This window comes from Streptomyces sp. NPDC028907 (genome assembly GCF_055564995.1).
This window is the reverse complement of the sequence record NZ_JBVHVE010000009.1, coordinates 300,759-327,709: the sequence shown is the minus strand read 5'-3', so window position 1 is coordinate 327,709 and position 26,951 is coordinate 300,759. Positions and strand designations below refer to the sequence as shown.

The following is a 26,951-nucleotide window of genomic DNA, read 5'->3' as shown; positions in this document are numbered from 1 at the left end:
ACACCACTGCATACCCTTGGGGGTATTTTACCTCCACTCCGGAAAGGATCTCATTCCCCATGACACCGCCCCACAGCTCCCTGGCGCTCGACGTCGAGGAGGCCCACGCCCGGGTGACCGATTCGATCGAGTCGGCTGGATCGACCGAGTCGGCCCAGCTGACCGTCGTCGACGTCCGCACGCCGGGCGAGTACGCCGCCGGTCATCTGCCCGGCGCACTGAACGTCCCGCTGGACCGTCTCGACAGCGCCCTGCCGGCGCTCCGCAGGATGCCCGACGGGCAGCTCCTGGTGGTGTGCGCCTCCGGGGCCCGCTCGGAGAACGCCTGCCGTGTCCTCGCCGAGCACGGGATCCAGGCCATGACCCTCACGGGCGGCACCCAGGGCTGGGCGCAGCGCGGGCACGAGTTGCACCGGCCGGCGTCGAGCCCGCGCGCGACCTGGTCCATGGAGCGCCAGGTCCGTTTCACCGCGGGCTCGATCGTCCTGGTGGGTCTCGGAGTCGGACTCCTGCACCCGGCCGGGCAGTTGCTGTCCGCCGGCGTCGCGGGCGGCCTCGTCTTCTCGGCGCTCAGCAACACCTGCGGCATGGCCGCCCTGCTGTCGAAGCTGCCGCACAACCGCCCGCGCGCCGCCGACCTCGACGCGACCCTGGACGCCCTGGCACGGCGCGGTCAGGCGCCGGTCACCTGAGGAAGTCCCGGACGGCCCGGGCGACGACGTCCTCGTCCAGGCCGTCCGCGCCGCCCAACGGCAGCAGCCGGTGCGGTACGTGGACCAGGGTCTCGGCGACGTGCCGGGCCGACAGGCCGGGCAGCCCGGGTTCGACGAGCACGACGTCGGCGTGGGCGGCGGCCAGGACGGCGGTGCGCAGGCCGACCTCGTCGAAGGGCCGGACGGTGGCGGCGTAGAGCACGGTCGGGTCGAGGCCTGCCGTGGCGCGCAGCACCGGGGCGAGGGTGGCGCCGACGGCGAGGACAATGCCGTCGAGGCCTTCCCGGACGAGTTCGAAGCCCTCGGACAGGCCGTGCGGTTCGGCGTTGCGGTCGCCGGACAGATGCACGAAGGCCCGCTCGCCGCGCCCCACCGCGGACCGGATCGCGCGCCGCACCTCGTCCGGATGACCGGGGACATGGACGGTCCAGCGTGGGTCGGTGGCGAAGCGGGCCAGTTCCTCCACGGCGCCGTAGCCGACGAGGACGGTGCCGCTGCCGTGCCCGGCGGGGGCGTCGGGGCGGGCGGCGGGCAGGGACTCGGTGGCGGCCCGGAGCATGTCGGGGTGCATGGAGAATCCTCCTCGGGCGCGACGGTGTGACGGTCTGTGTGGAGCTCGGCCCGGGTGACGTCCTGACCCGCATGCTGGACGAGTGTCTGCCCGAGGGGGCCGAACGGCCCCTGACGCTCGCCGTGGCACGGAACTGGCGGGCTCCGCGGGAGGAGGCCGACGTAGCCTGAAGGCTCCTTACCACCTCGGAGGAGCCCCGTGAGCATCGCAGCGACCGAACCGGCCCCGCCCACCTGGCGGCTGCTCCTGGGCTACGTGCGCCCGCATCGGTGGACCCTGCTGGCGGGTGCCGTGCTCTCCCTGGTCACGGGCGCGACCGGACTGCTGCTGCCGCTGGTGGCCCGGGAGTTGATCGACGACCTGTCCCACGACCGGGCCATCACCGGGGCGCTGCTGATCATGTCCGGGCTGGTCGTGGCGAACGCGGCGCTCGGTGCGCTGGGTTCGTACGTGCTGCGGCGCACCGCCGAGTCGGTGGTGCTCGGCGCGCGGCGCGCCCTGTCGTCGTATCTGCTGCGGCTGCGCATCACCGCCGTGGACCGCAGCGAGCCGGGCGACCTGATGGCCCGCATCACCTCGGACACGACGCTGCTGCGCGAGGTCACCACCGACTCGCTCGTGGGGCTCGGCACCGGAGGGCTCACGCTCGTGGCGACGGTGGCGATGATGGGCCTGGTGGATCCGGTGCTGCTGCTGGTCACACTCGGTGTGATCCTGGCGGCCGGCACCATCCTCGGCGTGATCGTGCCGCGCATCAACCGGGCCAGCCGGCAGGCGCAGGACGCGGTCGGCGTGATGGGCGCCTCGCTGGAGCGGATCCTCGGCGCGCTGCGCACGGTGAAGGCGTCGGGCGCCGAGCACCGGGAGGAACGGACGCTGCACGAGGCGGCCGAGGAGTCGTGGCGGCAGAGCGTGCGGGCCGCCAAGTGGTCGGCCGCCGCGGGCAACACGGCCGGGCTCGCCATGCAGATCGCGTTCATCACGGTGCTCGCGGTGGGCGGGGCGCGGGTGGCGACCGGGGCGATCGACGTCGGCACGCTGGTCGCCTTCCTGCTGTACGTCTTCTATCTGATGTCGCCGATCCAGCAGGTGGTCGGCGCGATCACGCAGTACCAGACGGGTTCGGCGGCGCTCGCCCGGATCCAGGAGGCGCTGCGGCTGCCCGCCGAACCGGCCGCCGCGCCCGCGCCGTTGCCCGCCACCGGGGCGGAGCCGGCCGCGCTGGCCTTCGAGGACGTCCGCTTCCGGTACGCCGACGATCTGCCGTACGTCCACCACGGGGTGACGTTCGCCGTGCCCGCACAGGGCATGACCGCGTTCGTCGGGCCGTCGGGCGCGGGCAAGACCACCGTCTTCTCCCTCATCGAGCGGTTCTACGACCCCGAGGCCGGCACCATCACCCTCGACGGGCGGGACCTCGCGGACTGGGAGCTGCCGCAGCTGCGGTCCGCGATCGGCTATGTGGAGCAGGACGCCCCGGTCCTGTCGGGTTCGCTGCGGGACAACCTGCTGCTCGGCAACCCCGAGGCGGACGACGAAGCCCTCACGCGCGTGCTGAAGACGACCCGCCTCGACGGCCTGGTCGCGCGGCTGCCCGACGGTCTGGACACACTCGTCGGACATCGCGGCACCAAGCTGTCCGGCGGCGAGCGTCAGCGTGTCGCCATCGCCCGCGCCCTGCTGCGCCGCCCCCGGCTGCTGCTCCTCGACGAGGCCACCTCGCAGCTGGACGCGGTGAACGAGGCGGCGCTGCGCGACACCGTCGCCGACGTCGCCCGTACGACCACGGTTCTGGTCGTCGCGCACCGGCTGTCGACGGTGACGATGGCCGACCGGATCGTGGTGATGGACGCGGGCCGGGTGCGCGCCGTGGGCACGCATCGCGAACTCGTGGCAGCCGACCCGCTCTACGCGGAGCTGGCGGCGACTCAGTTCCTGGCGACGGCCGACTGAGCGCTCCGCTGGTAGTGCCGCGATGAGTCGTCTTTCGTCCGCGGCGCCTTCGTGGCTGGTCGCGCCCACGCGGCGGAGCCGCATATCGATACAGCCCCGCGCCCCCTGGGGCGGCGCTGCCGATCGGCCGGTTCAGCCCTGGAGCCTGCGCAGCCGTTCCGTGTCGCAGGTGCGGGGGCAGGTGGAGCATGCCTCGGCCGGGCGGATCGTGTAGTACATGCAGCAGCCGGCACGGGTGCGGGTGGGGTGCCGGTGGCCGTCGGCCGTCGTCAGGTGGCGGAAGTCGGCGCCGCCCGGGTAGGGGGCGACACTCTTCGGCAGCAGTTCGGTGGCCGCCCGTACGGCGTCGTCCTCGCGGCCCAGCGTCCGGCCGAGGTACCAGATGCCGGAGACCAGGTCGTCGGCGACCATGCCCCACAGGGCGCGTGAGCGGCGTCGCGCGACCGGGCCGATCGCGTCCAGGAGCGGACCCATGTGATCGGCGACGGCGGTACGCAACTCCGCGCGCAGGGCCTCCTCGTGAGGCACCGTCAGCACACCGGGGAGCGTGGCGGCCGGGTCGTCGGCCAGACAGGCGAGGTCGCTGCCGGGCGTCAGGCTGAACTCGGCCGTGGCGAGGTCGAGACGCAGGTCCTCGGGCCGGATCCGGGGTACACGGCGCGCCAGGTACCAGGGTCCGCTCATGAGGAGCGCGACGGACCAGGCGTAGTCGTGCAGCGCACGGGAGGCGGCGACGTCGCGACGCGGAACGGTCCCGTGGCGATCGTGAATCCGGGCCGCCTCCGCCGACACGAACGCGTCGAGCACGGCCGCGTCCTTCACCAGTTCCGCCGCCGACACGCCCGCACCGGTCTCCTCGGCACCTGGCGCGGTGACCCGCACGGCCAGTACGTCGCAGAGGTCGGTCAGCCGTGTGAAGTCGTGACGGAGCGTACGCGCGACGGCGCCGGGCGGCGGGGTCGTGAGGGCCACGGGCATCGGCGCTCCTGGGCGGGGTTGCAGCGAAAGGCCAGACAGGTAAGGCTTACCTTACACTCGCGATCAAGTGAAAATGCCAGGTGGGCTCGGCACCAGTGATCCACTATCGCGCTCATCACAGTGATCTCACAGCAGTTGAAACATAAAGCAAGCCTAACCTAAGCTCACGGCTTGTGACTGCGACCCAACGGGGCGCACCCATCGGTGTGCCCTTCCGTGCCCTCCGGCACATACCGCTCTTCCTCACCGGCCTCGCCGCCCTGGCTCTGTGCACCGCGCTGAGCCTCGCCCTCGGCGCCCGCTCCGTACCGCTGGGCACGGTGGTGGACGCGCTCCTCGGCAATGTTCACGGGCGCGAGGCCCTGGTGGTGACCGGGCTGCGTCTGCCGCGCACCGTCATCGGCCTCGCGGTCGGCGCCGCGCTCGGGGTCGCCGGTGCCGTCGCCCAGGGCATCACCCGCAACCCCCTCGCCTCGCCGACCACGCTCGGCATCAACGCGGGCGCCGGTTTCGCGGTCGTCGTCGCCATCTTCGCGCTGAAGCTCAACAGCCCCGTCCAGTACGTGTGGTTCGCGTTCGCCGGCGCGGCCGCAGCAGCCCTGTTCGCGCAGGCGCTGGCCCGCCGCGCCGGGGACATCGACCCGGTACGGCTGGCGCTCGGCGGCACCGTGCTCCAACTCGTGCTGCTGTCCTGGACATCGGCCGTGATGCTGATGAACCAGCGCACCCTGGACGAGGCCCGCTTCTGGCTGGCCGGGTCCCTGTCCGGGCGCACCCTCGACGTCCTGTGGCCGGTCCTGCCGACCCTGCTGCTCGGTCTGGTCGTCGCACTGGCCGTCTCCCCCGCACTCAACGCCCTTGCCCTTGGCGACGATTCGGCCCAGGCGCTCGGTGTGCCGGTCGCCCGGATCCGGCTGGCGGGCGGCATCGCGGTCGTCCTGCTCGCCGGATCGGCGGTGGCGGTGGCCGGCCCGGTCGCCTTCATCGGACTGGCCGCCCCCCATCTCGTACGGCCGCTGCTCGGCGGCGACCACCGGTTGCTGGTCCCCGGCTGCCTGATCGCCGGTCCCCTGCTGCTGCTCTCCGCCGATGTGCTCGGCCGGATGGTGATCCGGCCCTCGGAACTGGAGGTCGGCATCGTGACCGCGTTCCTGGGCGCGCCCCTGCTGGCGTTGCTGGCCCGGAGGGCGGCCCGATGAGCGCCGCGGTCGTCTCCATGCGTACGAAGTCCACGTCCCGTGCCCGGGTCCGGCGCCGCGTCCTGCTGTTCGCCGGGACCGGTCTGGCCCTGCTGTTCGTACTGCTCACCGTGTCCCTGACGACGGGTGAGATGCCGATGCCGGCGGGCACGGCGCTGCGCGCGCTGGTCGGGCTCGGGGATCCCGGTGACGTGCTGGTGGTGCAGCAGTTCCGGGCGCCGCGGTCGGTGGCGGCGATCGTCGCCGGCGCCGGGCTCGGCGCTGCGGGGTGCGTGCTGCAACGCCTGTTCCGCAACCCCCTGGCCTCCCCCGACGTCATGGGCGTGACCGGCGGGGCCTCGCTGGGCGCGGTCGCGCTGATCGCGGCCGGTGCGACGCAGGCGCTGATCCCCGTCGGGGCGCTGGGCGGTGGGCTGCTCTCGGCCCTGCTGCTCGGCGTGTTCGCCTGGCGCTCGGGGCTCGCGGTGACCCGGCTGGTGCTCACCGGACTCGCCGTGCAGGCGGGTCTGGCGGCGGCGGTGAACCTGATGATCGTGCGGTTTCCCGCGGAGCTCGCCGGGTCGGCGTTGCAGTGGACCACGGGTTCCGTGTACGGGCGGACGTGGACCGAGGTGTGGGGCGCCGGCGGAGCCATGGTGCTCGCGTTCGCCGCCGCGCTCCTCATGCACCGGCGGCTGGCCGTGCTCGACCTCGGGGACGACTCGGCGGGGGCGCTGGGGCTGCGCACGTCCTCCGCACGGCTCCAACTGCTCTTTGTCGCCGTCACGTTGGCCTCGCTGGCGGCGGCGCTTGCCGGGCCGGTGACGTTCGTGGCGCTTGCCGTGCCGCATGTCGTGCGTTTCGTCACTGGGCCGCCGACCGCCGCGTCGCTTGCGTTGGCCGGGCTCACCGGGGCCGTGCTGTTGCTGGCTTCTGACTTGGTGGTACAGCACCTGCTGCCGGTCGAGGGACTGCCCGTCGGGGCTGTTACGGCCACGTTGGGCGCGCCCTGGCTGCTGGTGTTGATGCTGCGGCAGAGCTCGCCTGTTCAGAGGGGCGGTGGATGACGATGCGCTCCGCTGGTAGTGCCGCGTCGTGTTGTCGTGAGTCCGTCGCGCCGTCGTGGCTGGCCGCGCCCGCGCGGCGGAAGCCGCATGTGCAATACGGCCCCGCGCCCCTGGGCGGCGCTGCCGCACCGGCGCCCACTTCATCCAGCCCGCTCAGCACCCCGTACGAACACTCCCCGGCCTTCAGGAACCGCACATGACCGCGACCACCAACCAGCTCTCCACTCAAGGCCTCGATCTGCGCTACGGCGACCGTCTCGTGGTCGGCGGGCTCGATCTGACGCTCCCCGGCGGAGCCGTGACCGCGATCGTCGGGCCCAACGCCTGTGGGAAGTCGACCCTGTTGCGCGGGCTGAGCCGGCTGCTCGCTCCGGCCGCCGGCAGCGTGACCCTCGACGGTGCGGACATCCACCGTATGTCCGCGCGGTCGCTGGCGCTGCGGATGGGTCTGCTGCCGCAGCAGCCGGTGACGCCGGAGGCGATCACCGTCGAGGCGCTGGTCCGGCTGGGCCGGTATCCGCACCAGCGGCTGCTGAGCCCCTGGTCGGCCGCCGACCAGAAGGCCGTCGACGAGGCCCTGGACCGCACCGGCACCGCTGCCCTGCGCGACCACCCCGTCGACCAGCTCTCCGGCGGTCAGCGGCAACGCGCCTGGATCGCGCTGGCGCTGGCGCAGGACACCGAGCTGCTGCTGCTCGACGAGCCCACCACCTTCCTCGACCTGCGGCACCAGCTCGACGTACTCGACCTGGTCGCCGCCCTGCACGCCGAGGCGGGCCGCACCGTGGTGATGGTGCTGCACGACCTCGGACAGGCCGCCCGCTACGCGGACCACATGGTGGTCCTCAAGGACGGCCGCCTCGCCGCCGCCGGCGCCCCGGCCGACGTCCTGGACGCGGAGCTGGTGAAGTCCGTGTTCGACGTGGACTGCCGGGTGATTCCCGACCCGGAGACCGGCACCCCGCTGGTCGTCCCCAAGAGCAGCGCGGCACGGCGACCATCCGCCGCGACCGCCTGATCAGTCCCCTCCAACAGAAAGACCCCTCATGTTCAACCGATCTCCCCTGCGCGGAATCGGCCGGCTGATCGCCGTGCTGCTCGCCGTCGTGCTCGGTACGGCCGTCCTGGCCGCCTGCGGCAGCGAGGACTCCTCCTCCGCCGAGAGCGACACGGCCAAGGCCGCGGGCGACAGCTCCGCCTTCCCTCGCACGCTCAAGACCGTCATGGGCGAGGTGAAGATCCCGTCCCAGCCCAAGCGGGTCGTCGTGCTCGACACCGGTGAGCTGGACGACGTCACCCTGCTCGGCATCGACCCCGTCGGCGCGGTCGCCCCGCACTTCAAGACGTCGGGCGGCTTCCCGACGTACCTGGACGGCGAGTTGAAGGACACCGTCGACGTCGGCCCGCTGCTGGAGCCGAACCTGGAGAAGATCGCCTCCCTCAAGCCCGACCTGATCCTGTCGTCCAAGGTCCGGCACGAGAAGGTCTACGACAAGCTCAGCGCCATCGCCCCGACCGTGTTCACCGAGACCACGGGCGGTGTGTGGAAGGAGAACCTGAAGGTTCACGCCGAGGCGCTGGGCCTGGAGAAGGAGGCCGCGGCCAAGCTCAAGGCGTACGAGACGCAGGCCAAGGCGCTCGGTGAGGCCGTCAGGAAGAAGGACGGCAACGCCATGCCGACCGTGTCCGTGGTCCGCTTCATCGCCGGCCCGACCCGCCTGTACCAGACCAACTCCTACAGCGGCGTCGTCCTGGACGACATCGGCTTCCAGCGGCCCAAGTCGCAGATCTCGAACGACCCCGAGGTCACGATGAAGGACGTCAGCCCCGAGGAGATCGACCAGGCCGACGCCGACCTGATCTTCGTCACCGCCGCCGACGCCGAGGACAAGACCCAGAAGAAGCAGGTCGTCTCCAACCCGGTGTGGAAGGACCTCCCGGCCGTGAAGGACGGCAAGGTCTTCGAGGTCCCGGACGAGACGTGGATGTCCGGCATCGGCGTCCAGGCCGCCGAGGAGATGCTCAAGGACGTGGCGAAGGCCACCGGCGTGGAGCTCCCGGCGAAGTAGCGGCCGCTGACCCTTCAGAGGGCGGGCCGTGCCCGACCGGGCCGGCCCGCCCCTCAACCCCCCATCCGCTAGCGGAAGTTGCTCATCCGGCATGCGCCTGTACCTGCTCGCCCTCAACCCGACCGACGCCGTCACCGAGGGCTTCCTGCCCGCCGCGGCCCGGCTCGGCCTGGACGTCACCGTCCTCACCGACCAGCCCGACGCCCACCGCGGCCGCTACCCGGACGTCGAGATCATTCAGTGCGACGTCCGTGACTTCCGGGCCGTGATCACCCGCGTCTCGACCCACCACCGGCCCGACGCCGTCTTCACCAACAGCGACCACCTCCAGACCCAGGCCGCCCTGGCCGCCGCCTACTTCGGCCTCCCAGGCAAGGACTGGCGGGCCACCCTGCGCTGCAAGGACAAGGCCGAGATGCGCCGCCGGCTCGCCGCGGCCGGCGTGGACAGCGTGTGGTCGGCCGAGCTGACCGAGCCGGTCGCGCCCGGCGACGCGCCGTACCCGTGTGTCGTCAAACCCCGCGAGGGCGTGGCCAGCGAGGACGTCGTCCTCGTCCACGGCCCCGAAGAGCTGGTCGCGCACGCCAAGGACATCCTGGACCGGCGCCCGGGAGCGGTCCTCGTCGTCGAGGAGTACCTGCCCGGCGACCTCTTCACCCTGGAGACCCTCGGCGACGGACAGGCCCGCCATGTCCTCGGCGGCTTCCACACCGAGCTGTCGCCGCCGCCGTACTTCATCGAGGAACGTCTCACCTTCGTCCCCGCCCACCCCGAGCCGGTCGTCGCGCAGGTCCTGGAGCAGCTGGACGCGCTGGGCGTCGGGTTCGGGGCGTGTCACACCGAGTTCGTGGTGCACGAGGGGCGGGCACGGATCATCGAGGTCAACTACCGTGCCATCGGCGACCAGTGCGACCTGCTGCTCGCCCGGCTGCTTCGGATCCCGCTCTTCGAGCACATCCTGCGCACGCACCTCGGCGAGCCGCTCCCGGCCGACCTGGGCGCCCGCGTGGACGGCGCGGCCCGTCTGGAGTACCCGTGCGCCGAACGCGCCGGCACGCTCGTGGGCGCGCCCGAGGCCACGGACCTCGTCATCGACGGTGTGCGTCTGACGTACCGTCCGCTGCGCTCGGTGGGCGAGCGGCACGAGCTGTACCGCACCAACCGGGACTACCTCGGCGTCCTGCGGGCCACCGGCGACGACCAGCCGACCGTGGACCGCGTGGTGGCCGACTTCCTGGCCGAGCGGCGCTGGGAGATCCAGCCGTGACCGCGCCGGACATCTCCGAGGCGGAACTCCTCACCCGTGTGCTGAGCGCTCTCCTGCGCGAGGACGTGGTCGGCCTGCGCACCCGGAGCACACCGGTCCACGAAGCGGACGGTCCCTGGCTGCGGCTCTCCACGGGACGGGACGCCCTGCTGCTGCCGGTCACCGAGGACGGCTTCCAGTGCGTGTACGCCGCCCGGTGGCCCGTCCTCGTGCGCGAGTCGGACGGCGCGGAGCTGACCTCGTACGAGAGCGTGCTGGGCGCCCTGCGTGAGCTCGCCGATCCCGAGGACCGGGGCGGCTTCGACGCGTTCGCCGAGGAGTGCCGGCAGACGCTGGCGACCGTGCGGTTGCACGCGGCGACACGGGCGGAGGTCCTGACCCGGCTCACGGACGAGCCCGGTCTCGGCGGCGGCCTGGTGTACGACACGCTCGCCGCCCGCCACGACCATCCCGTCTACCCGACGGCGCGCGGCCGCTCGGGGCTGACGGAGAATCAACTGCGTGCGTACGCACCGGAGTTCCGCCCGCGCTTCGCGCTGCGCTGGCTCGCCGTGCCCCGGGACGAGGTCGTCCTCGCGGGCAAGCTGCCGGAGTTCTGGCCGACGCCCGACACGCTGGGCCTGTCCGGTCTGCGGGACACGCATGTCACGCTGCCCGTGCATCCGCTCACCGTCGACGCCCTGCCCGCCGGCACCGTAGTGGCCGACCGCGCCTGTCTGGACGTCGTACCGACGCTGTCCATGCGGACCGTGGCCACGGTCGCCGACCCTTCCGTGCACCTCAAGCTCCCGCTGGCCACCGCGACGTTGGGGCTGCGCAACAAGCGGACCGTCAAGCCGGGCACGCTGGTCGACGGAGCGGTGGGCCAGCGACTGCTGGAGGCGGTGATCGCCCGCGAGCCCCGCTTCCGGGAGACGGTCCTGCACGCCGACGAGACGACGTACGCCCACGCCGGGCACGAGCTGCTGGCCGTGCTGTGCCGCCGCTACCCGGCCGGGCTCGACGACAGCACGGTGGTGCCGCTGGCGGCGCTGCTGGCCGAGGCGCCGGACGGACGCCCGGTGATCGACGGGCTCGCCGACCGCTTCTACGGCGGTGACCCGCTCGCCCTGCTGGACGCGGCCCTCACCCTGCTCTTCGACTGGCAGACCACACTGTTCGGCTACGGCATCGCCCTGGAGTCGCACCAGCAGAACGTCTCGCTGGTGCTGCGGCCCGGCAGTCTGCGGTTGCTGTTCAAGGACAACGACGGGCCGCGCGTCAACACCGCACGGCTGGACGCCCGGCTGCCGGGCCCCTGGGCCTTCGACGACGCGCGGATCCTCGGTACGGACGACGGTCCGGTCACCGACGTGTTCACCACCATCACCGTGCATCTGTGCGCGGGCGCCTACGCGTTCGGGCTCCCCCAGTACCGGCGGGCGCTGCTGGATCTCGTCCGGGCCCGGCTGACGGAGGCCGTCGACCGGCTCGGCGGTGACGCGGCGGACGTGCTGCGGGCCCGCGTGCTGGAGGCGGCGGAGCTGCCGGTGAAGGCGATGGTGTCGGCCGGGACGCTGCTGTCCAAGGAGCGGTCGGGCGCCGCCGACATCAACAAGCACTACACGAGCGGCCCCAACTACCTTCTGGCTACTTGGAGTTCGGCATGAGCGCGCAGGCACTGCGGATACCGAGGTCGGAGTTCGGGCGCGGGCATGTGCACGCGGTGGCGGGCTGCTACTTCGTGGCGTCGTTCGCCGCGCTGGGGCTGCCGCCGTATCTCACCGAGATCCTGCCGGAGCTCGGCGACCGGGACGCCCGCTGGGCCGGTGTGCTCTATGTCGTGCCGACGGTGTTCGGTGCGCTCGGGGCGCCGCTGTGGGGGCGGCTCGCGGACCGCTTCGGCCGAAAACGGCTGCTGCTGCGCGCCCAGTTGGGGCTCGCGGTGTCGTTCCTGCTGGCGGGCTGGGCGGACTCGCTGGCCACCTTCACGGTGGCGCTGGTCCTCCAGGGCATCCTGGGCGGCACGTTCGCCGCCTCCAACGGCTATCTGGGCGCGGCCCTGGAGGGCCCGGCCCTGTCGAAGGCGCTCACCCTGATGCAGGGCAGCGCACGGGCGGCGCTGGTGGCCGCACCGATCGTGGTGGGCTCGCTGTCGGGCTGGCTGTCCCCGCACCGGCAGTACGCGCTGCTCGCCGTACTGCCGTTGACGGCGGCCCTGCTGCTGGCCGCGCTGCCGGAACCGGCCCCGGCCCGGCAGCCGCGCCGCGAGCCCGAGACCGCGGTGAGCGAGGCGCCCGCGCGGGTGTCGCTCAGGGGTCTGTTCGCGCTGGAGTTCGCTTTCGTGTTCTCCACGGTCATCTCCTTCCCCTATCTCATCGAGCTCGTCGACGACCGTCTGCCCGGCACCTCGCCGACCGTGACCGGCGTCCTCTTCGCCCTGCCCCACCTGTGCTACCTGGTGTCCGCGCTCACGGTGCACTCCGGCTTCCGGGACCGTCCGCGGGCCGGGCTCGCGCTCGGCTTCGCCTGTATCGCGCTCGGACTCGCCGGGCACGGGATCGCCGACTCGCTGCCCACGCTGATCGCCGTACGACTGCTGCTGGGTGCGGGGCTCACCCTCGGCCTGGTCTGTCTGTCGGTGCTGGCCGCCGACTGTGCCAAGGGCCGCTCCCCCGGCCGGATGTTCGGGTCGCTGGAGCTCTTCTCCAAGGCCGGCGCGGTCGCCGCCGGCGTGACCGCGGCGGCGGGCACTGCCCGCTACGGTCCGGCCGCACCCGTGCTGATCGGCGGTGCGGCCGCCGCCGTCACCGCCGCCCTCCTTCCCACACTGCACTTGCGCACCCGCTGGAGCCACTGATGCCCTCCCTGACCGACTCGCTCCATGAGCAGGGCCGTACCCCCGCCACCCGCGCCGGCCTGCCCACCGCCGACGAGGCGGTGGCCCACACCCTCCTCAACTGTCTGCTGCGCGAGGTGTCGGCGCCCGAGCACCAGTCCGTCGTAGCGGACGGCCGGCTGCTGCTGCGGCTGCCCCGCCGCGGGGTACTGCTGCGGGTCGCCCTGCGCCGTACGTCGCTGCTCGGCGCGCACCGGTTCACCGGTCCGGTGGAGGAACAGCGCGGCGGCGCGTGGGCCGAGGTGGACTGGCGGCGCCTCGCCGAGTACACCCACGACGAGCTGGCGCTGCGCACGGGGGTGCGCAACGAGGAGTTCCTGGAGCAGATCGCCTCCAGCCACGAGGCCGTCGACACGGCCCTCGCCGCCCCGCGCCCGACGGGACCCACCGACGACCGTCTCTCCACCTACATGAGGTCGGAGCAGTCCCTCCTCTTCGGCCACCGCTTCCACCCCACGCCGAAGGCCCGCACGGGCGACCCGCGCGCCTGGTCCGCGTACGCCCCCGAGGCCGCCGCCTCCTTCCCGCTGCGGCATCTCGCCGTCCGCGCCGACCTGATCGCCGAGGAGTACGCCGACCCGTCGGCCCTCGCCCCGCTGGACCGGCAGCGCACGGACGTGCCGGACGGCTACCGCCTGCTGCCCGCCCACCCCTGGCAGTACGAGACGCTCCGCGAGCACCCGCTGCTGCGCGCCGCGCTGGAGCGCGGTGACGTCCTTGACCTCGGCCCGGGCGGACAGCCGTTCGCCGCCACCGCCTCGGTGCGCACGCTGTACGACGGGGAGACGTTCCTGAAGTTCAGCCTGAATGTGCGGATCACCAACTGCCTGCGCAAGAACAGCAGTTACGAGCTGTCCGGCGCCGTCGCCCTGACCCGCGTCCTGGCCCCGGCACTGGCCGACCTGGCCGAGCGCTTCCCCGGCAACGACATGCTGCGCGAGCCCGCCTACCGCACGCTCGCCCTCCCCGGCCCCGACGGCACCCCTGACCGCGCGCTGTTCGAGGGCTTCGGCGTCATCGTCCGCGAGGGCCTGCCCCGGCGGCTGGCACCGGGCACCACTGCCCTGCTGGCGGCGGCCGTCGCCGACGAGTACCCGACCGGTCCCGCGCACCTCTCGCGTCTCCTCGCCGGGGCGGACGAACAGACGGCCCTCGACTGGTGGGCGGCCTATCTCGACCTGCTGCTCCCACCAGTCCTGGCCGCCTACTTCGACCACGGACTGGTCCTGGAACCCCACCTCCAGAACGTCCTGATCTGCGTCGACGGCTCGGGCCGGCCCGTCCAGGTGCTCTTCCGCGACCTGGAGGGCACCAAGCTGGTCCCCGACCACCACGAGGACACCCTCGGCGCGCTGCCGCCCGAGGTCGCGGGCCCCATGACGTACGACGCGCAGCGCGGCTGGGACCGCGTCGTGTACTGCCTGCTGGTCAACCATGTCGCCGAGATGCTGGCCGCCCTCGCCGACCTGCACCCCCGGGCGGAGGCCGCGCTGTGGGGCCGGGTGCGTGACACGCTGCGGGCGTACTCCGAGCGGTTCGGCTGCCCGCCGCGGCTGGCCGCCCTGCTCGCCGGGGTGCCGCTGCCGGCCAAGGCCAACCTCCTCACCCGCTGGGAACGCAAGGCCGACCGGGAGGCGGGCTACGTCCGGCTGCCGTCGCCGCTCGCCGAGGACATCCAGCGTGACACGACCGGAGGCACCCGATGACCCGGCCGACACCCGCGGTCCGCGACCGGGTCCTGTCCCTGTCCTCGACCGGACTGCCCGCGTACGTCTACGACTTGGCGGCGCTGCGCGACCACGCCTGTGCCGTCCGGGACGCCCTGCCCGAGCGGGTGGAGCTGTACTACGCCGCCAAGGCCAACCCGGAACCGGAGATCCTCGCCGCGCTGGGCCCGTACGTCGACGGCTACGAGGTCTCCTCGGGCGGCGAACTCGCCCATGTCGCGCGGGCGGTGCCGGGGCGCCCGCTCGCCTTCGGCGGTCCTGGCAAGACTCCGGAGGAGGTGACGGCCGCGCTGGCTGCGGGCACCGAGCGTTTCCACGTGGAGAGCGAGTACGAGCTGCGGATGCTGGCCGAGCTGGCGCGGCGGGTGGCGCCGGAGCGGCGGGTGGCGGTGCTGCCGCGCGTCGACGTGCCGGTGGCCGACGGGTCGTTGGCGGGCAGCTCGCTCGCGATGGGGGGCCGGCCGACCCCGTTCGGCATGGATCCGGGGCGGGTCGGGCCGGTGTTCGCGGCGCTCACGGACGGCACGTATCCGCAGCTCGAACTGCGCGGTGTGCACGCCCACTTGGCCAGCGGCCTGGAAGCCCCGGCGCAGGTGGCGGTCGCCGAGTCCGTCGTCGCCTGGGCGACGGGCCTCGGGGTCCGGCTTGAGGAGGTGAACGTCGGCGGCGGCATGCACGTCGACTACGCCGACCCGGAGCGCCGTTTCGACTGGGCGGCCTACGGCGAGGGGCTCGCCCGGCTCACCGAGCGGCACCCGGAGCTGACCCTGCGCATCGAGCCGGGCCGGGCGCTCACGGCGTACTGCGGCTGGTACGCCACCGAGGTGCTGGATGTGAAGCACAGCCACGGCGAGGAGTTCGCCGTCGTCCGGGGCGGCACGCACCATCTGCGGACACCGGCGACCAAGGGGCACGACCAGCCGTGCTCCGTCCTGCCGGTGGACACCTGGCCGCACCCCTGGGCGCGGCCGGTCGCCGAGAGTGAGCAGGTCACGCTGGCCGGACAGCTGTGCACCCCGAAGGACCTCCTGGCCCGCCGGGTCCCGGCACCCGGGCTGAGGGCCGGGGACCGGGTGGCGTTCGCGCTGGCGGGGGCGTACGCGTGGAACATCTCGCACCACGACTTCCTGATGCACCCCCGGCCCGGCTTCCACTTCCTGGACACCACCGGGTAGACGGCACGTCACTCTCGGTACACGCGCAAGGGCCGCCGGATCGATCCGGCGGCCCTTGGAGCAACACTCGCGGGAGCGAGGGAAGCGGCCTAGCCGAGCCGGCTCAGGCTCTTGACCTGGTCGAGGTGGTCCAGGTGCTGGGAGACGGGCGGAACCCGGTGCTTGTGCCGCTCGGGGATGCCGCTCGCGGCGAGCGAGTCGAGCGTGCCGACCGGATCGATCCGGCCGGCGATCGGGGCGTCCACTTCGGCGGCCCGCGCCACGGGTGCGGTGAGGCCGGTGAGACCGGCGGCGAGACCAACGGCCGCGACGATACGTCGTGTTGAGATCATGTCCTCAGCAACGCGGGCGTCCGCCGCCGGACACGGCTGTGCGGTGGCGCTCACCCACCAGGCCCAGCGCTCCCGCTGCGCTTGCCTGCTCCGGCGCGGCGGAGGACTCTCGAAGGTGAGGCCCTCGCGGCCGCCCCTCTTCCTGCCGCGGGCCTCGAAGGAGGTCACCATGGGCACTGCCGCACGCCCCTCGTTCGGCACCGACATACTGCGCCGGGCCGTGGAAGGACGCACCCCGGAGACACTTCTGTCGCTGTACACGGACGACGCGGAGATCCGCGTCGTGAACCGCAACGCCCAGCCCAGCCATCCGAAGGTGCTGCACGGCCGCGACGAGATCGCCGACATGCTCACCGATGTCTACAGCCGCGACATGACGCACAAGCTGGAGGGATGCGTGGTCCAGGGTGACCGCGCGGCCTACAGCGAGTCCTGTGAGTACGCGGACGGGGTGCGCGTACTGTCCGAGTCCATGATCACGCTGCGCGACGGCAAGATCTCCCAGCAGATCATCATCGAGGCATGGGACGAGTAGCGGAGCAGGAGAGCACGAGCAGGAAGGGACCAGGAGGAGAGGAAGCAGCCGAAGGTCCAGGCCGGCGGTGGCGGGCCTGGACCTTCCCGGTGTCAGGGCGTGCGGAGCGTCATGACCAGGTCGCGGGGCAGTCCGTGGGTGTCATGGAGGTACCGGTAGTCCTCGTCGCTCAACGGGCCGTCGAACCGCGACCTGCCCAGCACACGGCGCCCTCGCTCCAGGAGCTTGCCGAACCGCCGCTCCTCGTCCAGCAGCACCTGGTGCACCAGCTCTGTCCCGCCGGGTTGCCGGAAGCGGTCCAGGGTGTGCCCGAGGAGTTCGGCCGGCAGGTCGGACAGGGTGCGTGAGGGGTCGTCGCGCCAGAGCGTGGTGAGGACGCGGCGGGTCAGCCGGCGCAGGACGTAACCGCGGCCGGTGTGGGACGGTCGTACGCCGTCGCCGATCACGGCGATGCCGGAGCGCAGGTGGTCGCAGACCAGGCGCAGCGACGGCTCGTCGAGCTTCCACAGCGGTGGCACCAGCCGCATCCACGGTTCGAAGAGGTCGCTGTCGTAGACGCAGTCGTGGCCCTGGAGGACCATGGCGAGGCGTTCGAGTCCCATGCCCGTGTCGACGTTGGGCCGGCGGAGGGGGCGGAGGCCGCCGTCCTCCAGGCGCAGGTAGCGCATGCTCACGTGGTTCCACACCTCCACCCACCGTGGATCGGTGGTCGGGCTGCCCTGGGGCGGGGTGCCCGGGTCGCCGGTCCATACGAAGATCTCCGAGTCGGGGCCGCACAGGCCGACCGGAGCGTGCGACCACCAGTTCTCGTCGCCGGTCGTCGGCTCCACGGGCACGCCCAGCTCGCGCCAGGTGTCCGACGACTCGTCGTCGGGGCCCACTTGGTCGTCTCCGCCGAAGACGGTGGCGTACATCCGCTCCGGCGGGATGCCGAATCCGTCGCGCAGCAGCTCGTGGCCCAGGCGCAGGCTGCGGGTATGGCCGTAGTCGCCCAGGGACCAGGAGCCGAGCATCTCGAACACGGTCAGATGGGTGCGGTCGCCGACCTCGTCGAGATCGGTCGTGCGCAGACAGCGCTGGACACCGGCCAGGCGTCGTCCCTGTGGATGCGGGCGGCCTTCCAGATGGGGCGTGAGCGGGTGCATGCCCGAGGTGGTGAAGAGCACGGGGTCGGCGGGTGGGGGCAGGAGGGTGGCGCCGGTGAGGAGTTCGTGTCCGCGCTCACGGAAGTAGTCGGTGAAGGTGCGGACGATCCGGTCGGTGTCCATCGTGCTCATCGTGTCCATCGCGGGTTCCTTCGGTCGTGGGACCGGAAAGAGCCGCGGGACGGGTGCGACCGGGAGGGAGAAGGCGCACGTACACCGGCGGTCCGTTTCCGGCCGCCGGGGAGGGGTGGGATCAGGCGTCGGCAGCCGTCGAGCGGGGCGCTCGCGCGGCTGCGGTGTGACTGTGCCTGATGACCTTCATGGGCTCGACGGTAACAGTCCGCGTCGAAACCGTCGGCTGGTTTTCCGCCGCCCCGGACGCATGTGCGGATCGCGCTTGAGCGGGCCGGGGCCGGGATACCCGGGGGCCATGACCCGACTACTCAGATCCAGGCACAAGGATCAACCGGCGCCGCACGATCCGGCGTCCCCGGGCTTCGGCCCGGATCCGCAGGTGGAGCGGCAGGCGCCGGACACGCCGACCGAGTTGCCGAAACGATCGTGGTGGGCGGCGCTGAAGGGCACGCTGCGGGAGTTCAAGGACGACGAGCTGACCGACCGCGCGGCGGCACTGACCTACTACAGCGTGCTGTCACTGTTCCCGGCCCTGCTGGTGCTGGTGTCCGTACTGGGTCTGGTCGGCCGGTCGGCCACCGACAAGGTCCTGGAGAACATCAACGAACTCGCGCCCGGCTCGGCGCGGGACATCCTCACGCGCGCGGTGGAGCAGTTGCAGGGCAACGGCGGTCTCGGCTCCGTCATGGCCCTCGTCGGCCTGGTTCTCGCGGTGTGGTCGGCCTCCGGCTATGTCGCGGCCTTCATCCGCACCTCGAACGCCGTCTACGACATCCCCGAGGGACGCCCGACGTGGAAGATCCTGCCGATCCGGCTCGGGGTGACCGTCGCCCTCATGGTGCTGGCCCTGCTCAGCGCGCTGATCGTCGTCTTCACCGGCTCCCTGGCCCGGCAGGTCGGCTCCACCCTGGGCATCGGCGACACGGCCCTGACGGTCTGGTCCATCGCCAAGTGGCCGGTCCTGGCCGTCCTGGTGACCACCATGATCGCGATCCTGTACTGGGCGGCCCCGAACGCCAAGGTGCGCGGCTTCCGGTGGATCACCCCGGGCAGTTGCCTCGCCCTGGTGATCTGGCTGCTCGCCTCCGCCGGGTTCGCGTTCTACGTCGCCAACTTCGCCTCCTACAACAAGACCTACGGCACCATGGCGGGCGTGATCGTCTTCCTGGTCTGGCTGTGGGTCGGCAACCTCGCCATCCTGCTCGGCCTGGAGTTCGACGCCGAAGCCGCACGACAGCGGGCCATCGCCGGCGGCCACCCACCCGACGACGAGCCCTATGCGACACCGCGCGACACCCGCGCCTGGGACGAACAGGACCGGCGCCGCCTGAGAGGCCGATGACGGCGGACGTACGCAAGGCGCTGTCCGCGGCCTGCGCCGCCTCCGTGCTGGTCGGCGAGGCCCCCGCCTCCGTGACGCACGTCCGTATGAAGCTCCCGTACCGCGGACCTGCCCGTGGCCGTGCGTGAGGCGGACATCGTGGTCACCGCCGTGGGCCGGGCCCGACTGATCCGGGGACAGGACATCAAGCCCGGAGCCGTCGTCGTCGACGCCGGTGCCGGGCGGCGTCGGTCCGATGACGATCGCCACGCTGCTGGAGCAGGCGGTGGACGCGGCCGCCCGGCAACTCGGGGTGTGACGGCCCCGGTGACCGGGGCCGTGATCAGGTTCAGCGCGCCGTCGTACTGGCTGACGGCCGATCAGCGGGCCTGGCTAGCTCACCGTCCACTTCTGGTTGTTCTGGCCGTTGCACGTCCAGAGCACCAGCTTCGTGCCATTGGCCGTGGCCGCGCCGTACGCGTCGAGGCAGAGCCCGGCGTTGACGTTGGTGAGGGTGCCGTCGCCGTTGATGTTCCACTGCTGGTTGGTCTGGCCGTTGCAGTCCCAGATGACGACCCGGGTGCCGTTGGCGGTGCCGCGGTTGTAGGCGTCGAGGCACTTGTTGCCGTAGGCCACGAGTTCCTTGCGGGTGCTGTCGTACTGCCAGACCTGGTTCTGGCCGGCGGTGCAGTCCCACAGTTGGACGTCGGTGCCGTTGGCGATGGTGTTGTCGTTGATGTCGGCGCATCGGCCGGACCCGCTACCGGTGATCAGCGTGCCGTTCCGTCCAGGCAGCGGCCGTACGACGATGCCGTCGAGGGTCGGGGCGCCGGAGAAGGAGATCGTGTTGGTGCTGCCCTTGGCGAGGGAGACGTGGACGGAGATGTTGCCCGCGCCGGCCCCGGTCGGCGGGAAGGAGACCTTGGTGGAGGTCTGGCCGTTGACGGTGAGGGTGGCGGTCCGGGCGGTGGACGTGTTGTTGGTGTAGGAGACCTCGACCGTCTTCAGGCCGGCGCTTCCGGCGACCACGCCGGAGAAGTTCGATGTGCCGCTGTAGGTGCTCGCGGACTGTTCGGTGCCGCCGGTGACCGTGAGCATCACCGAGCCGTTCGCCGGGACGCCGGTGGTGTGACTCGTGCCGGTGGTGGCGACGTTCTGGCGGGCCCACAGGTCACGGACGGTCGCGGAGGCGTTCGTCAGGCCGAGGTCGGACCAGCGGACGGTCATGTTCCGCGGGGTCGACGTGCGGTTGAGCAGGACGACGGCACGATTGCCGCTGCCGGCCAGGACCTTGCCGTACACCTGGAGGCCGCTGGTGTCCTCGGCGACCTTGACGCCCTGGAGGCCGCGCGAGTCCTGGTCGACGGCGATGACCTCGGGGTTGGTGAGGATGCTCGTCGTCTCGGGGGTGAGGGTGGTGAGGTCGAGGCCGGCGAGCAGCGGGGCGCCGGAGATCGCCCACAGGCTCATGTGGGAGCGGCTCTGGGCGGCGGTGAGGCCGTTCATGCCGACGACCATCATGTCGGGGTCGTTGTAGTAGCCGGTGTGCTGGGCCGTGGGGTGGAGGTTGCGGTCGAAGGCGGTCAGGACGTTGTTGTACGACGGTGTGCCGCCGTGGAAGAAGATGTCGGTGTTCGTCCGCCACATCGGGCCCATGCCCGGGGCCCAGTTCCAGGGGTTGGAGTAGCCCCAGTTGCACAGGGAGAGGGCGAGCGGGCGGCCCGTGGTGGCGGTCGCGGCGGCCACGGCGTCGCTGATCGCCTGGTAGGTCGCCTTGGGGTCCAGGCCCTCGGCGTCACCGCCGCACCAGTCGACCTTCACGAAGTCGAAGCCCCACTTCGAGAACTGCGTCATGTCCTGCTCGTAGTGGCCCTCGCTGCCCGAGCCGGGCGCGGCGGGGCGGCCGGTGGGGAAGTAGTAGCCGCAGCCGTCCTTGCCGGCGTCGGTGTAGATGCCGGCTTTGAGGCCCTTGCTGTGGATGTAGTCGGCGATGGCCTTCATGCCGCCCGGCCACTCCGTCTCGTCGACGGTGATGTTGCCGGCGCTGTCCCGGGTGCCCTGCCACCAGCCCTCGTCGATGTTGATGTACTCGTAGCCCGCCTCGGGCAGCCCCGCCGCCACGAACGCGTCGACCTGCCGCTTGATGACGTCGTGGTCGACCCTCGCGGCGAACGCGTTCCAGGACGCCCAGCCCATGGGCGCACCGGGCACCGCTGTATGACGGGTCGTGACCGCCTGGGCGGGAGCGGGTCCCGCGAACAGCAGGGCGGTTGTCGCGGCCAACGCCAGGACCAGGGCGCGGGTGACGGTGGATCTGCGGCGGCGCAGGAAGTTCCTGCGGGGAGGGGGGTACATGTGGCTCCTTCATGCGGGGAAGACATGAGGTTCGTAATGTCGAACGACATTCGGAAATCCGAACGTGCGCGCTGAAATTAGAGCCACGCGAGGGGGAAGTCAACGGATGGGACAGACCTGAAGTCGCTGGTTCATGCGGCCGGTTGACGGCCGCGACAGCCATGGGCCGCCATACTGACAAGGTGCGCGTAGCGATCATGACGGCGGGCTCCCGGGGCGACGTCGCCCCCTACACCGGACTCGGGCACGCCCTGTCCCGGGCCGGACACGAGGTCACCCTGGTCACGCACGGCTGCTTCGAGCGGCTGGTCGAGGGGTCCGGTGTGCGCTTCCATCCGATGCCGCTGGATCCGCGGGCGGAACTGGAGTCCGAGCGCGGTCGGAACCTGCACCGCAGCGCGACCGGTCTGGGCAAGCTCGTCCGCGTGGTGGGGATGGCGCGGGCGCTGGCCGGCCATCTGACGGAAGACATGCTGGCCGCGGCACGCAACAGCGACGTCCTGCTCCTGGCAGGCGCCACCACACCGCTGGGCCACGCCATCGCCGACGGCCTCTCTCTCCCGACCATCGATGTCCCTCTGCAACCACTCGCGCCCACCCGGGAGTTCGGGCCGCCGATGCTCGGGGGCGGCTCCTGGGGACCCGTCGGCAACCGGGTCGCCGGACACGGCGTGAGCCTCGCCATCCACCGTGTCTTCTCGGCGGCCGTACCGGACGCGCGGGCCCGCCTCGGACTCCCGCGCGGCAGGTCACGCACCCCGCGCAAGGCCCGCGCGCTGCACGGCTACAGCTCCCTGGTGGTACCCAGGCCGCGCGACTGGCCGCCGCACCTGGAAGTGACGGGGTACTGGTGGCCGTACGACGGTGACACCCGACTTCCGGCCGACCTGCGGGAGTTCCTCGATGCGGGCCCGCCGCCGGTCTTCGTGGGCATGGGCAGCGCGACCGTACCGGATCCGGCGCGGCTGAGCGGCGAGGTCGTGCGCGCTCTGCGCCGGGCCGGGCTGCGCACGGTGATCCAGCGGGGCTGGGGCGGCCTGGAGGCGGCCGGGGACGACGTCCTGACCATCGACGAGGTGCCGCACTCCGCGCTGTTCCCGCGGATGGCCGCCGTGATCCACCACTGCGGTGCGGGCACGACGGCGGCCGGGCTGCGTGCCGGGGTGCCGGCGGTGCCCGTGCCGATCCAGTTCGACGAGGGCTTCTGGGCCGGCCGACTGGTCGCCCTGGGCGTGGCGCCGCGAGCCGTGCCACTGCGGAAGTTCACTGCCGACGCACTGGCCGACGCCGTACGGCGGGCGACGACCAACCCGTCCTACGGCCGCCGCGCCCGGGACATCGCCGACGGGCTGCGGGCCGAGGACGGCTTCGCGCCCGTCCTCGACGCGGTGAACCGGCTCGGCGGCTGAACCGCACGGGGCGGCGACGTCACCGGCGGTTTCGCCTCAGGCTCCGGCCAGCCCTGCGTCCCTCGGCTGGAGGATGCCGAGGAGGATGCGGACCAGTTCGTCGACGACCTCGTCGAGGGTGGCGTCCACCCACCCGGCACTCCAGTCGTGCAGCAGCCCGTTGACGCTGCCGATGAACGCGGTCACGGCGATCCGGTAGTCGCGCGGCGCCGCCTCTCCCCGCGCCACGGCGGACGCCACCTCGGCGCAGACCAGCTCGACCCAGCGGGCACGGCGCGCGAGGCGCTGTTCCTCCAGCCGTGGACTGACGCCGATGATCTCGACGAAGGCGATGCGGATGCGGCGCGGGTCGGCGGTGACGTTCGCGGCGTACGCGCGGAAGATCGCGGTGGCGCGTTCGGCGAGCGGGAGGTGCTGCGCCTCGGCCACGGCGCTCAGCATGGCCGCCTCGGCCCATGCGTTGACTTCGAGGTGGAGGGCGGCCAGCACGTCCTCCAGAGCGCGGAACTCCTCGTAGAACTGACGGGTCGACAGACCCGCGGCCTCGCTCAGTGCCGCGACGGTCGTGCCCCGGTAGCCGGGAGCGTCGCCGAAGAGCCGGAGCGCCGCGTCCAGGAAGCGTCGCCGCCGCTCGGCCTGTCGCTGCTCGGCCGACTTGCCGCCGTAGCGGCCGGTGGGCGCCTTGATCCTGCCCGTCACGCTGTCCTCCCAGCACCTTGCCGACCCGACGGCCAATTTTGTCGTGTACGCAGTCTTGTGAAGAAGGGCACCCCCTCCTTACTTTTCAGTAAGTTGATTCTGAAAGCACGCGTGTTCAGATTCCCCCTCCCCTCTCGGAGGACTCCCATCTCAGAGGAAGAGAGCAGTCATGCCTGCCATCAGCCCCAGGCACCTGTGCTCCGTGGCCGCCGCCCTCGCCCTGACCGCCGCCGTCCCCGCGACCACCGCCACCGCCGCCGACCCCTCCGCCGCCGCCCTGCGCGAAGTGATGTTCGTCGGGAACAACTGGGACGGCACCGCCGATGTCATCAAGTCCGCCGGGGACTTCGGGAAGATCGGCCGTATCGACGTCATCCCCGACAAGGACGAGCGGATGGCGGAGATCAACGCCGATCCGATCAAGTGGATCTACTTCATGGCGATCCGCAACAGCGTCGGTGAGGGCCACGACCAGTTCGTCGACGACATGTACTCCACGCCGGACGGCAGGTCCGTGGTCGTCTCGCGCCCCAGCTTCGCGGACGTCGTGTCCCTCGACCTCGCCACCGGGGACGTCAACTGGCGCTTCCCGGTGTCCGGTTACCGCGCCGACCACATGGCGGTCTCCCCCGACGGCAGGCGGGTCGCGGTGTCGGCCTCGACCTCCAACACCGTGCATGTGCTGGACATCGACACAGGGAGGGAACTCGGCAAGTTCGCCACCGGCGACAAGCCGCACGAGAACATCTTCACCCAGGACGGCAAGTACATCTACAACATGGCGATCGGCGACGTGAACACACAGACCGACGCCCCCTGGCTGGACTGGACGAAGGGCGACCGGCGGATCACCGTCGTCGACGCGAACACATACCAGCAGGTCAAGGTCATCGACATGCGCCCGAAGCTGGACGCGCTCGGATTGAAGGACTACTCCGACGCGGTCCGGCCGGCGGTGCTCTCGCCGGACGAGTCGAAGCTGTACTTCCAGGTGTCGTTCTTCAACGGCTTCTTCGAGTACGACCTGGCGAGCGAGAAGATCACCCGCACGAAGACCCTGCCGAAGAACCCGGCGACCAGCGACGACCGCACCACCTTCGTCAACGACTCACGCCATCACGGCATTTCGATGAGCCCCGACGGCAGCAAGCTGTGTGTCGCGGGCACGATGGACGACTACGCGACCGTCGTCAACCGCACCACCCTCCAGGAGGGCCCGCTCGTCACCGCCGCCAAGCCCTACTGGGCCACGGTCAGCGGTGACGGCAAGTCCTGCGTAATCTCCGAGAGCGGCACCGACCAGGTCACGGCCATCGACTTCGCGACCGGTCGCAAGCAGGTGTCCGTCCCGGTCGGCGACCACCCGCAGCGGGTCCGCCTCGGCCACGTGGAGGCCGGCTGGACGAGTCCGGCCACCGGCTGATCAGCCCAGTGCCTTCAGCACCGCGCCCACCCCGTCCTCGGTCGCCATGTGCCGCGCGGCGACCGAGGCGGCACGGGCGTACGTCTGCTGCCGCACGGCCTGCCCCACCGCGTCGGCGAGCCGCTCGGCGGTGAGGGACGCGAAGGGGATCGGGTCGGTGGCCGCGCCGATCGCGGCCAGACGTCCCGCCCAGAACGGCTGGTCGGCCGTCACCGGCACCGGGATCGAGGGCGCCCCGGCACGCAGGGCGGCGGCCGCGGTGCCGGCCCCGGCGTGCTGCACCACCGCGGCCACCCTCGGGAAGAGCAGCGCGTGCGGCAGGTCACCGATGGTCAGGATGTCGTCGCCGTCGGCCGCGAGCCCGGCGCTGCCCGCCTGCAGGATGCCGCGCAGCCCGGCCCGGCGCAGCGCCTCGACGGCGATCCCGCTCAGCCGCTCCCCGTGACCGCCCGCCATGCTGCCGAAGCCGATGAACACCGGGCGCGCTCCGGCCGCGAGGAAGTCCTCCACCTCGGCGGGCAGCCGACGGTCGGGGGCGAGGTACGGCCACCAGGTCCCGACGACGTCGAGTCCCGCGCGCCAGTCGGAGGGGCGCGGCACCAGCGCCGTGCTGAAGCCGTGCAGGACCGGCCGGTTCACGCGCTCCTGTCGCCGACGGGTCTCGGACGGCGTCATGGGTGGCAGGTCGAGTCGGTGACGCAGGTCTGTGACGGCCTCGGCGTAGACACGGTCGGCCATACGCAGGGCGAAGCGTCCGGCGACGCGGTTGCCGAGCCGGCCGAGGGAGCGGGTGCCCATGACGGTGGGCGGGAAGTCGCCGGTCGGGGCGGTGGGCTGGAGAGGGACGCCGACCGTCGGGATGCCCATGGCCTCCGCGACGTGCAGGCCGAGCGGGGCCGTGGTCGTCGACAGCAGGAACAGATCCGTGTCCGTGTCCTGACTCACCGCGTCGGCGAAGCCCCGGCCGAGCTCGGTGACGAACTCGGCCGCGGTGCGCAACAGTTCACGTCGGTTCGCGACCCCACCCCGGGCCTGCGGGCGCGTCGGCAGGCTCCGGAACGCCAGGCCCGCTTCCCTCACCAGGGGCGCGAAGGCGTCGGTCGTGGCCAAGGTGACGTCGTGCCCGGCCTCGTGCAGGCCCGCCCCCAGGCCGGCGTACGGCGCGACGTCGCCGCGTGATCCGGCGGCGGCGATCAGGATCCTCATCTGTCCTCCTCGGGGTATGCCCGGCGGGCCGCGTTCGCGTGGACGGCCTTGCAGAGGTAGGCGGCCAGGCCCGGCCGCTGCTGCGACGGCGGTACGACGAGCGCGAAGGCGCGCGGATCGGTGGCGAAGTCCTCCGCGATGCGCCGGTGCATGTCGGGCGGACAGGTGGTGAACCAGCGGGCGATGTGCAACCGGTGCTCCTCGGCGAGGTCCATGGCGCGCTCGCCGTCGACGGGCTCCCCGTCGTCGAAGGCCGCCAGCAGTTCCGCGCGCCAGGCGGCGGCCTCGCCCATGAGCTGGCGCCAGTCCTCCTTGGTGTGCGCGGCGGCCCGTGCCATGGACTCCTTCTGCCCCGGCGAGTCCTGCCACTTGAGCTGGGCCTCGGTGGCGTAGCTGAGGTCGAAGCCGATCTCGCCGAAGACCTCGAAGCGTTCGGCGGGCGTCAGTTCCACGCCGGTCTGCCGGACCTCGATGGCCTGTTCGGCGACCTCGGCCAGCCGCTGGAGCCGGCCGATCTCCTCGCTCAACTCCCGCAGCCGGGCCCGGAGCTGTTCCAAGGCGTTGGCCTGCGGGTCCTTGAGGATCTCGGCGATCTCGTCGAGGGAGAAGCCGAGTTCGCGGTAGAAGAGGATCTGCTGGAGCCTGACCAGGTCGGTGTCGCTGTACAGCCGGTAACCGGCGCCGCTGCGGCCACTGGGCGAGAGCAGGCCCGCCCGGTCGTAGTGGTGCAGCGTGCGCACGGTCACCCCGGCGAAGGCCGAGACCTGCCCCACGGAGTAGCTCATTCACCTGCCCTTTCGTCGGGGTACAGCGTG

At 72.0% G+C, this 26,951-nt stretch carries 25 protein-coding genes and 1 pseudogene; 18 read left to right on the top strand and 8 right to left on the bottom strand.

All coding sequences use genetic code 11. The features are described 5' to 3' along the window. The first annotated feature begins 59 nt into the window (after positions 1 to 59). Entirely contained in the window at positions 60 to 692 is a 633-nt protein-coding gene (locus ACZ4UU_RS27995; RefSeq protein WP_471906121.1) for a rhodanese-like domain-containing protein, read from the top strand. Here ACZ4UU_RS27995 and ACZ4UU_RS27990 read toward each other — a convergent pair. After that, positions 685 to 1,284, bottom strand: coding sequence for a transketolase (locus ACZ4UU_RS27990; RefSeq protein ID WP_471906120.1), 600 nt, complete (start codon positions 1,282 to 1,284; stop codon positions 685 to 687). The two genes, ACZ4UU_RS27995 and ACZ4UU_RS27990, sit on opposite strands and share 8 nt — an antisense overlap. A gap of 38 nt (positions 1,285 to 1,322) precedes the next feature. On the opposite strand from ACZ4UU_RS27990, the gene ACZ4UU_RS27985 reads away from it, so the two are divergent. Beyond that, a complete protein-coding gene (locus ACZ4UU_RS27985) occupies positions 1,323 to 1,454 on the top strand; it encodes a hypothetical protein (RefSeq protein ID WP_471906119.1) in 132 nt (43 codons plus the stop codon). Positions 1,455 to 1,482: 28 nt separating this feature from the next. Further along, on the top strand, positions 1,483 to 3,237 hold the full coding sequence (locus ACZ4UU_RS27980) for an ABC transporter ATP-binding protein (RefSeq protein WP_471906118.1): 1,755 nt from the start codon (positions 1,483 to 1,485) through the stop codon (positions 3,235 to 3,237). 132 nt (positions 3,238 to 3,369) lie between these two features. Here ACZ4UU_RS27980 and ACZ4UU_RS27975 read toward each other — a convergent pair whose 3' ends face one another. Beyond that, entirely contained in the window at positions 3,370 to 4,215 is an 846-nt protein-coding gene (locus ACZ4UU_RS27975) for a (2Fe-2S)-binding protein (protein ID WP_471906117.1), read from the bottom strand. 206 nt (positions 4,216 to 4,421) lie between these two features. Between ACZ4UU_RS27975 and ACZ4UU_RS27970 the strand changes: the two genes are divergently transcribed. The 9 genes from ACZ4UU_RS27970 to ACZ4UU_RS27930 all read left to right on the top strand — a co-directional run bounded on the left by ACZ4UU_RS27970 (position 4,422) and on the right by ACZ4UU_RS27930 (position 15,576). Continuing rightward, positions 4,422 to 5,414: a FecCD family ABC transporter permease gene (locus tag ACZ4UU_RS27970; protein ID WP_471906182.1), complete on the top strand. Its 993-nt coding sequence runs from the start codon at positions 4,422 to 4,424 to the stop codon at positions 5,412 to 5,414. Then, positions 5,411 to 6,460: a FecCD family ABC transporter permease gene (locus ACZ4UU_RS27965; RefSeq protein WP_471906116.1), complete on the top strand. Its 1,050-nt coding sequence runs from the start codon at positions 5,411 to 5,413 to the stop codon at positions 6,458 to 6,460. The genes ACZ4UU_RS27970 and ACZ4UU_RS27965 overlap by 4 nt, the downstream gene beginning before the upstream one ends. Before the next feature lie 196 nt (positions 6,461 to 6,656). After that, the gene (locus ACZ4UU_RS27960; RefSeq protein ID WP_471906115.1) at positions 6,657 to 7,478 is read left to right on the top strand and encodes an ABC transporter ATP-binding protein; all 822 of its coding nucleotides are present in this window, start codon (positions 6,657 to 6,659) and stop codon (positions 7,476 to 7,478) included. A gap of 28 nt (positions 7,479 to 7,506) precedes the next feature. Then, positions 7,507 to 8,529, top strand: a complete 1,023-nt coding sequence (locus tag ACZ4UU_RS27955; RefSeq protein WP_471906114.1) for an ABC transporter substrate-binding protein — start codon at positions 7,507 to 7,509, stop codon at positions 8,527 to 8,529. 91 nt (positions 8,530 to 8,620) lie between these two features. Beyond that, entirely contained in the window at positions 8,621 to 9,796 is a 1,176-nt protein-coding gene (locus ACZ4UU_RS27950; RefSeq protein WP_471906113.1) for an ATP-grasp domain-containing protein, read from the top strand. Then, positions 9,793 to 11,445 (top strand): IucA/IucC family protein, encoded by a 1,653-nt coding sequence (locus ACZ4UU_RS27945; RefSeq protein ID WP_471906112.1) that lies wholly within the window; start codon positions 9,793 to 9,795, stop codon positions 11,443 to 11,445. Before ACZ4UU_RS27950 ends, ACZ4UU_RS27945 begins: the two co-directional genes overlap by 4 nt. Beyond that, positions 11,442 to 12,635, top strand: coding sequence for an MFS transporter (locus ACZ4UU_RS27940; protein ID WP_471906111.1), 1,194 nt, complete (start codon positions 11,442 to 11,444; stop codon positions 12,633 to 12,635). The genes ACZ4UU_RS27945 and ACZ4UU_RS27940 overlap by 4 nt, the downstream gene beginning before the upstream one ends. Then, entirely contained in the window at positions 12,635 to 14,380 is a 1,746-nt protein-coding gene (locus ACZ4UU_RS27935; RefSeq protein WP_471906110.1) for an IucA/IucC family protein, read from the top strand. The genes ACZ4UU_RS27940 and ACZ4UU_RS27935 overlap by 1 nt, the downstream gene beginning before the upstream one ends. Beyond that, entirely contained in the window at positions 14,377 to 15,576 is a 1,200-nt protein-coding gene (locus ACZ4UU_RS27930; protein WP_471906109.1) for a type III PLP-dependent enzyme, read from the top strand. Before ACZ4UU_RS27935 ends, ACZ4UU_RS27930 begins: the two co-directional genes overlap by 4 nt. Positions 15,577 to 15,665: 89 nt before the next feature. Here the strand turns inward: ACZ4UU_RS27930 and ACZ4UU_RS27925 are convergent, their stop codons facing one another. Next, positions 15,666 to 15,908: a hypothetical protein gene (locus ACZ4UU_RS27925; protein ID WP_471906108.1), complete on the bottom strand. Its 243-nt coding sequence runs from the start codon at positions 15,906 to 15,908 to the stop codon at positions 15,666 to 15,668. Between the two features lie 169 nt (positions 15,909 to 16,077). Between ACZ4UU_RS27925 and ACZ4UU_RS27920 the strand changes: the two genes are divergently transcribed. Further along, the gene (locus ACZ4UU_RS27920; RefSeq protein WP_471906107.1) at positions 16,078 to 16,443 is read left to right on the top strand and encodes a nuclear transport factor 2 family protein; all 366 of its coding nucleotides are present in this window, start codon (positions 16,078 to 16,080) and stop codon (positions 16,441 to 16,443) included. A 92-nt stretch (positions 16,444 to 16,535) separates the two neighbouring features. On the opposite strand, the gene ACZ4UU_RS27915 is transcribed toward ACZ4UU_RS27920, so the two are convergent. Then, positions 16,536 to 17,711: an alanine--tRNA ligase-related protein gene (locus ACZ4UU_RS27915; protein WP_471906181.1), complete on the bottom strand. Its 1,176-nt coding sequence runs from the start codon at positions 17,709 to 17,711 to the stop codon at positions 16,536 to 16,538. Positions 17,712 to 18,018: 307 nt separating this feature from the next. On the opposite strand from ACZ4UU_RS27915, the gene ACZ4UU_RS27910 reads away from it, so the two are divergent. The 3 genes and pseudogenes from ACZ4UU_RS27910 to ACZ4UU_RS27900 form a co-directional block, all read left to right on the top strand. Continuing rightward, positions 18,019 to 19,065: a YihY/virulence factor BrkB family protein gene (locus ACZ4UU_RS27910; RefSeq protein ID WP_471906106.1), complete on the top strand. Its 1,047-nt coding sequence runs from the start codon at positions 18,019 to 18,021 to the stop codon at positions 19,063 to 19,065. Further along, complete coding sequence (locus ACZ4UU_RS27905) at positions 19,062 to 19,193, top strand: hypothetical protein (RefSeq protein WP_471906105.1); 132 nt, start codon at positions 19,062 to 19,064, stop codon at positions 19,191 to 19,193. Before ACZ4UU_RS27910 ends, ACZ4UU_RS27905 begins: the two co-directional genes overlap by 4 nt. After that, positions 19,180 to 19,291: pseudogene (locus ACZ4UU_RS27900) on the top strand (hypothetical protein); the annotation flags it as partial. The gene ACZ4UU_RS27905 and the pseudogene ACZ4UU_RS27900, both read left to right, overlap by 14 nt. A 146-nt stretch (positions 19,292 to 19,437) precedes the next feature. Here ACZ4UU_RS27900 and ACZ4UU_RS27895 read toward each other — a convergent pair. Further along, entirely contained in the window at positions 19,438 to 21,399 is a 1,962-nt protein-coding gene (locus ACZ4UU_RS27895; RefSeq protein WP_471906104.1) for a ricin-type beta-trefoil lectin domain protein, read from the bottom strand. 197 nt (positions 21,400 to 21,596) lie between these two features. Here ACZ4UU_RS27895 and ACZ4UU_RS27890 point away from each other — a divergent pair, with 197 nt between their 5' ends. Beyond that, complete coding sequence (locus ACZ4UU_RS27890) at positions 21,597 to 22,808, top strand: glycosyltransferase (RefSeq protein ID WP_471906180.1); 1,212 nt, start codon at positions 21,597 to 21,599, stop codon at positions 22,806 to 22,808. 36 nt (positions 22,809 to 22,844) lie between these two features. Here the strand turns inward: ACZ4UU_RS27890 and ACZ4UU_RS27885 are convergent, their stop codons facing one another. Beyond that, positions 22,845 to 23,507 carry a TetR/AcrR family transcriptional regulator gene (locus ACZ4UU_RS27885; protein WP_471906103.1) on the bottom strand — a complete coding sequence of 221 codons (663 nt, stop codon included), beginning with the start codon at positions 23,505 to 23,507 and terminating at the stop codon, positions 22,845 to 22,847. Positions 23,508 to 23,676: 169 nt separating this feature from the next. On the opposite strand from ACZ4UU_RS27885, the gene ACZ4UU_RS27880 reads away from it, so the two are divergent. Next, positions 23,677 to 24,930: a YncE family protein gene (locus tag ACZ4UU_RS27880; protein ID WP_471906102.1), complete on the top strand. Its 1,254-nt coding sequence runs from the start codon at positions 23,677 to 23,679 to the stop codon at positions 24,928 to 24,930. Here the strand turns inward: ACZ4UU_RS27880 and ACZ4UU_RS27875 are convergent, their stop codons facing one another. Together ACZ4UU_RS27875 and ACZ4UU_RS27870 are read right to left on the bottom strand one after the other, a co-directional pair. Beyond that, a complete protein-coding gene (locus ACZ4UU_RS27875; protein ID WP_471906101.1) occupies positions 24,931 to 26,136 on the bottom strand; it encodes a glycosyltransferase in 1,206 nt (401 codons plus the stop codon). Continuing rightward, positions 26,133 to 26,921, bottom strand: a complete 789-nt coding sequence (locus ACZ4UU_RS27870) for a MerR family transcriptional regulator (protein ID WP_471906100.1) — start codon at positions 26,919 to 26,921, stop codon at positions 26,133 to 26,135. The genes ACZ4UU_RS27875 and ACZ4UU_RS27870 overlap by 4 nt, the downstream gene beginning before the upstream one ends. Positions 26,922 to 26,951 lie beyond the last annotated feature (30 nt).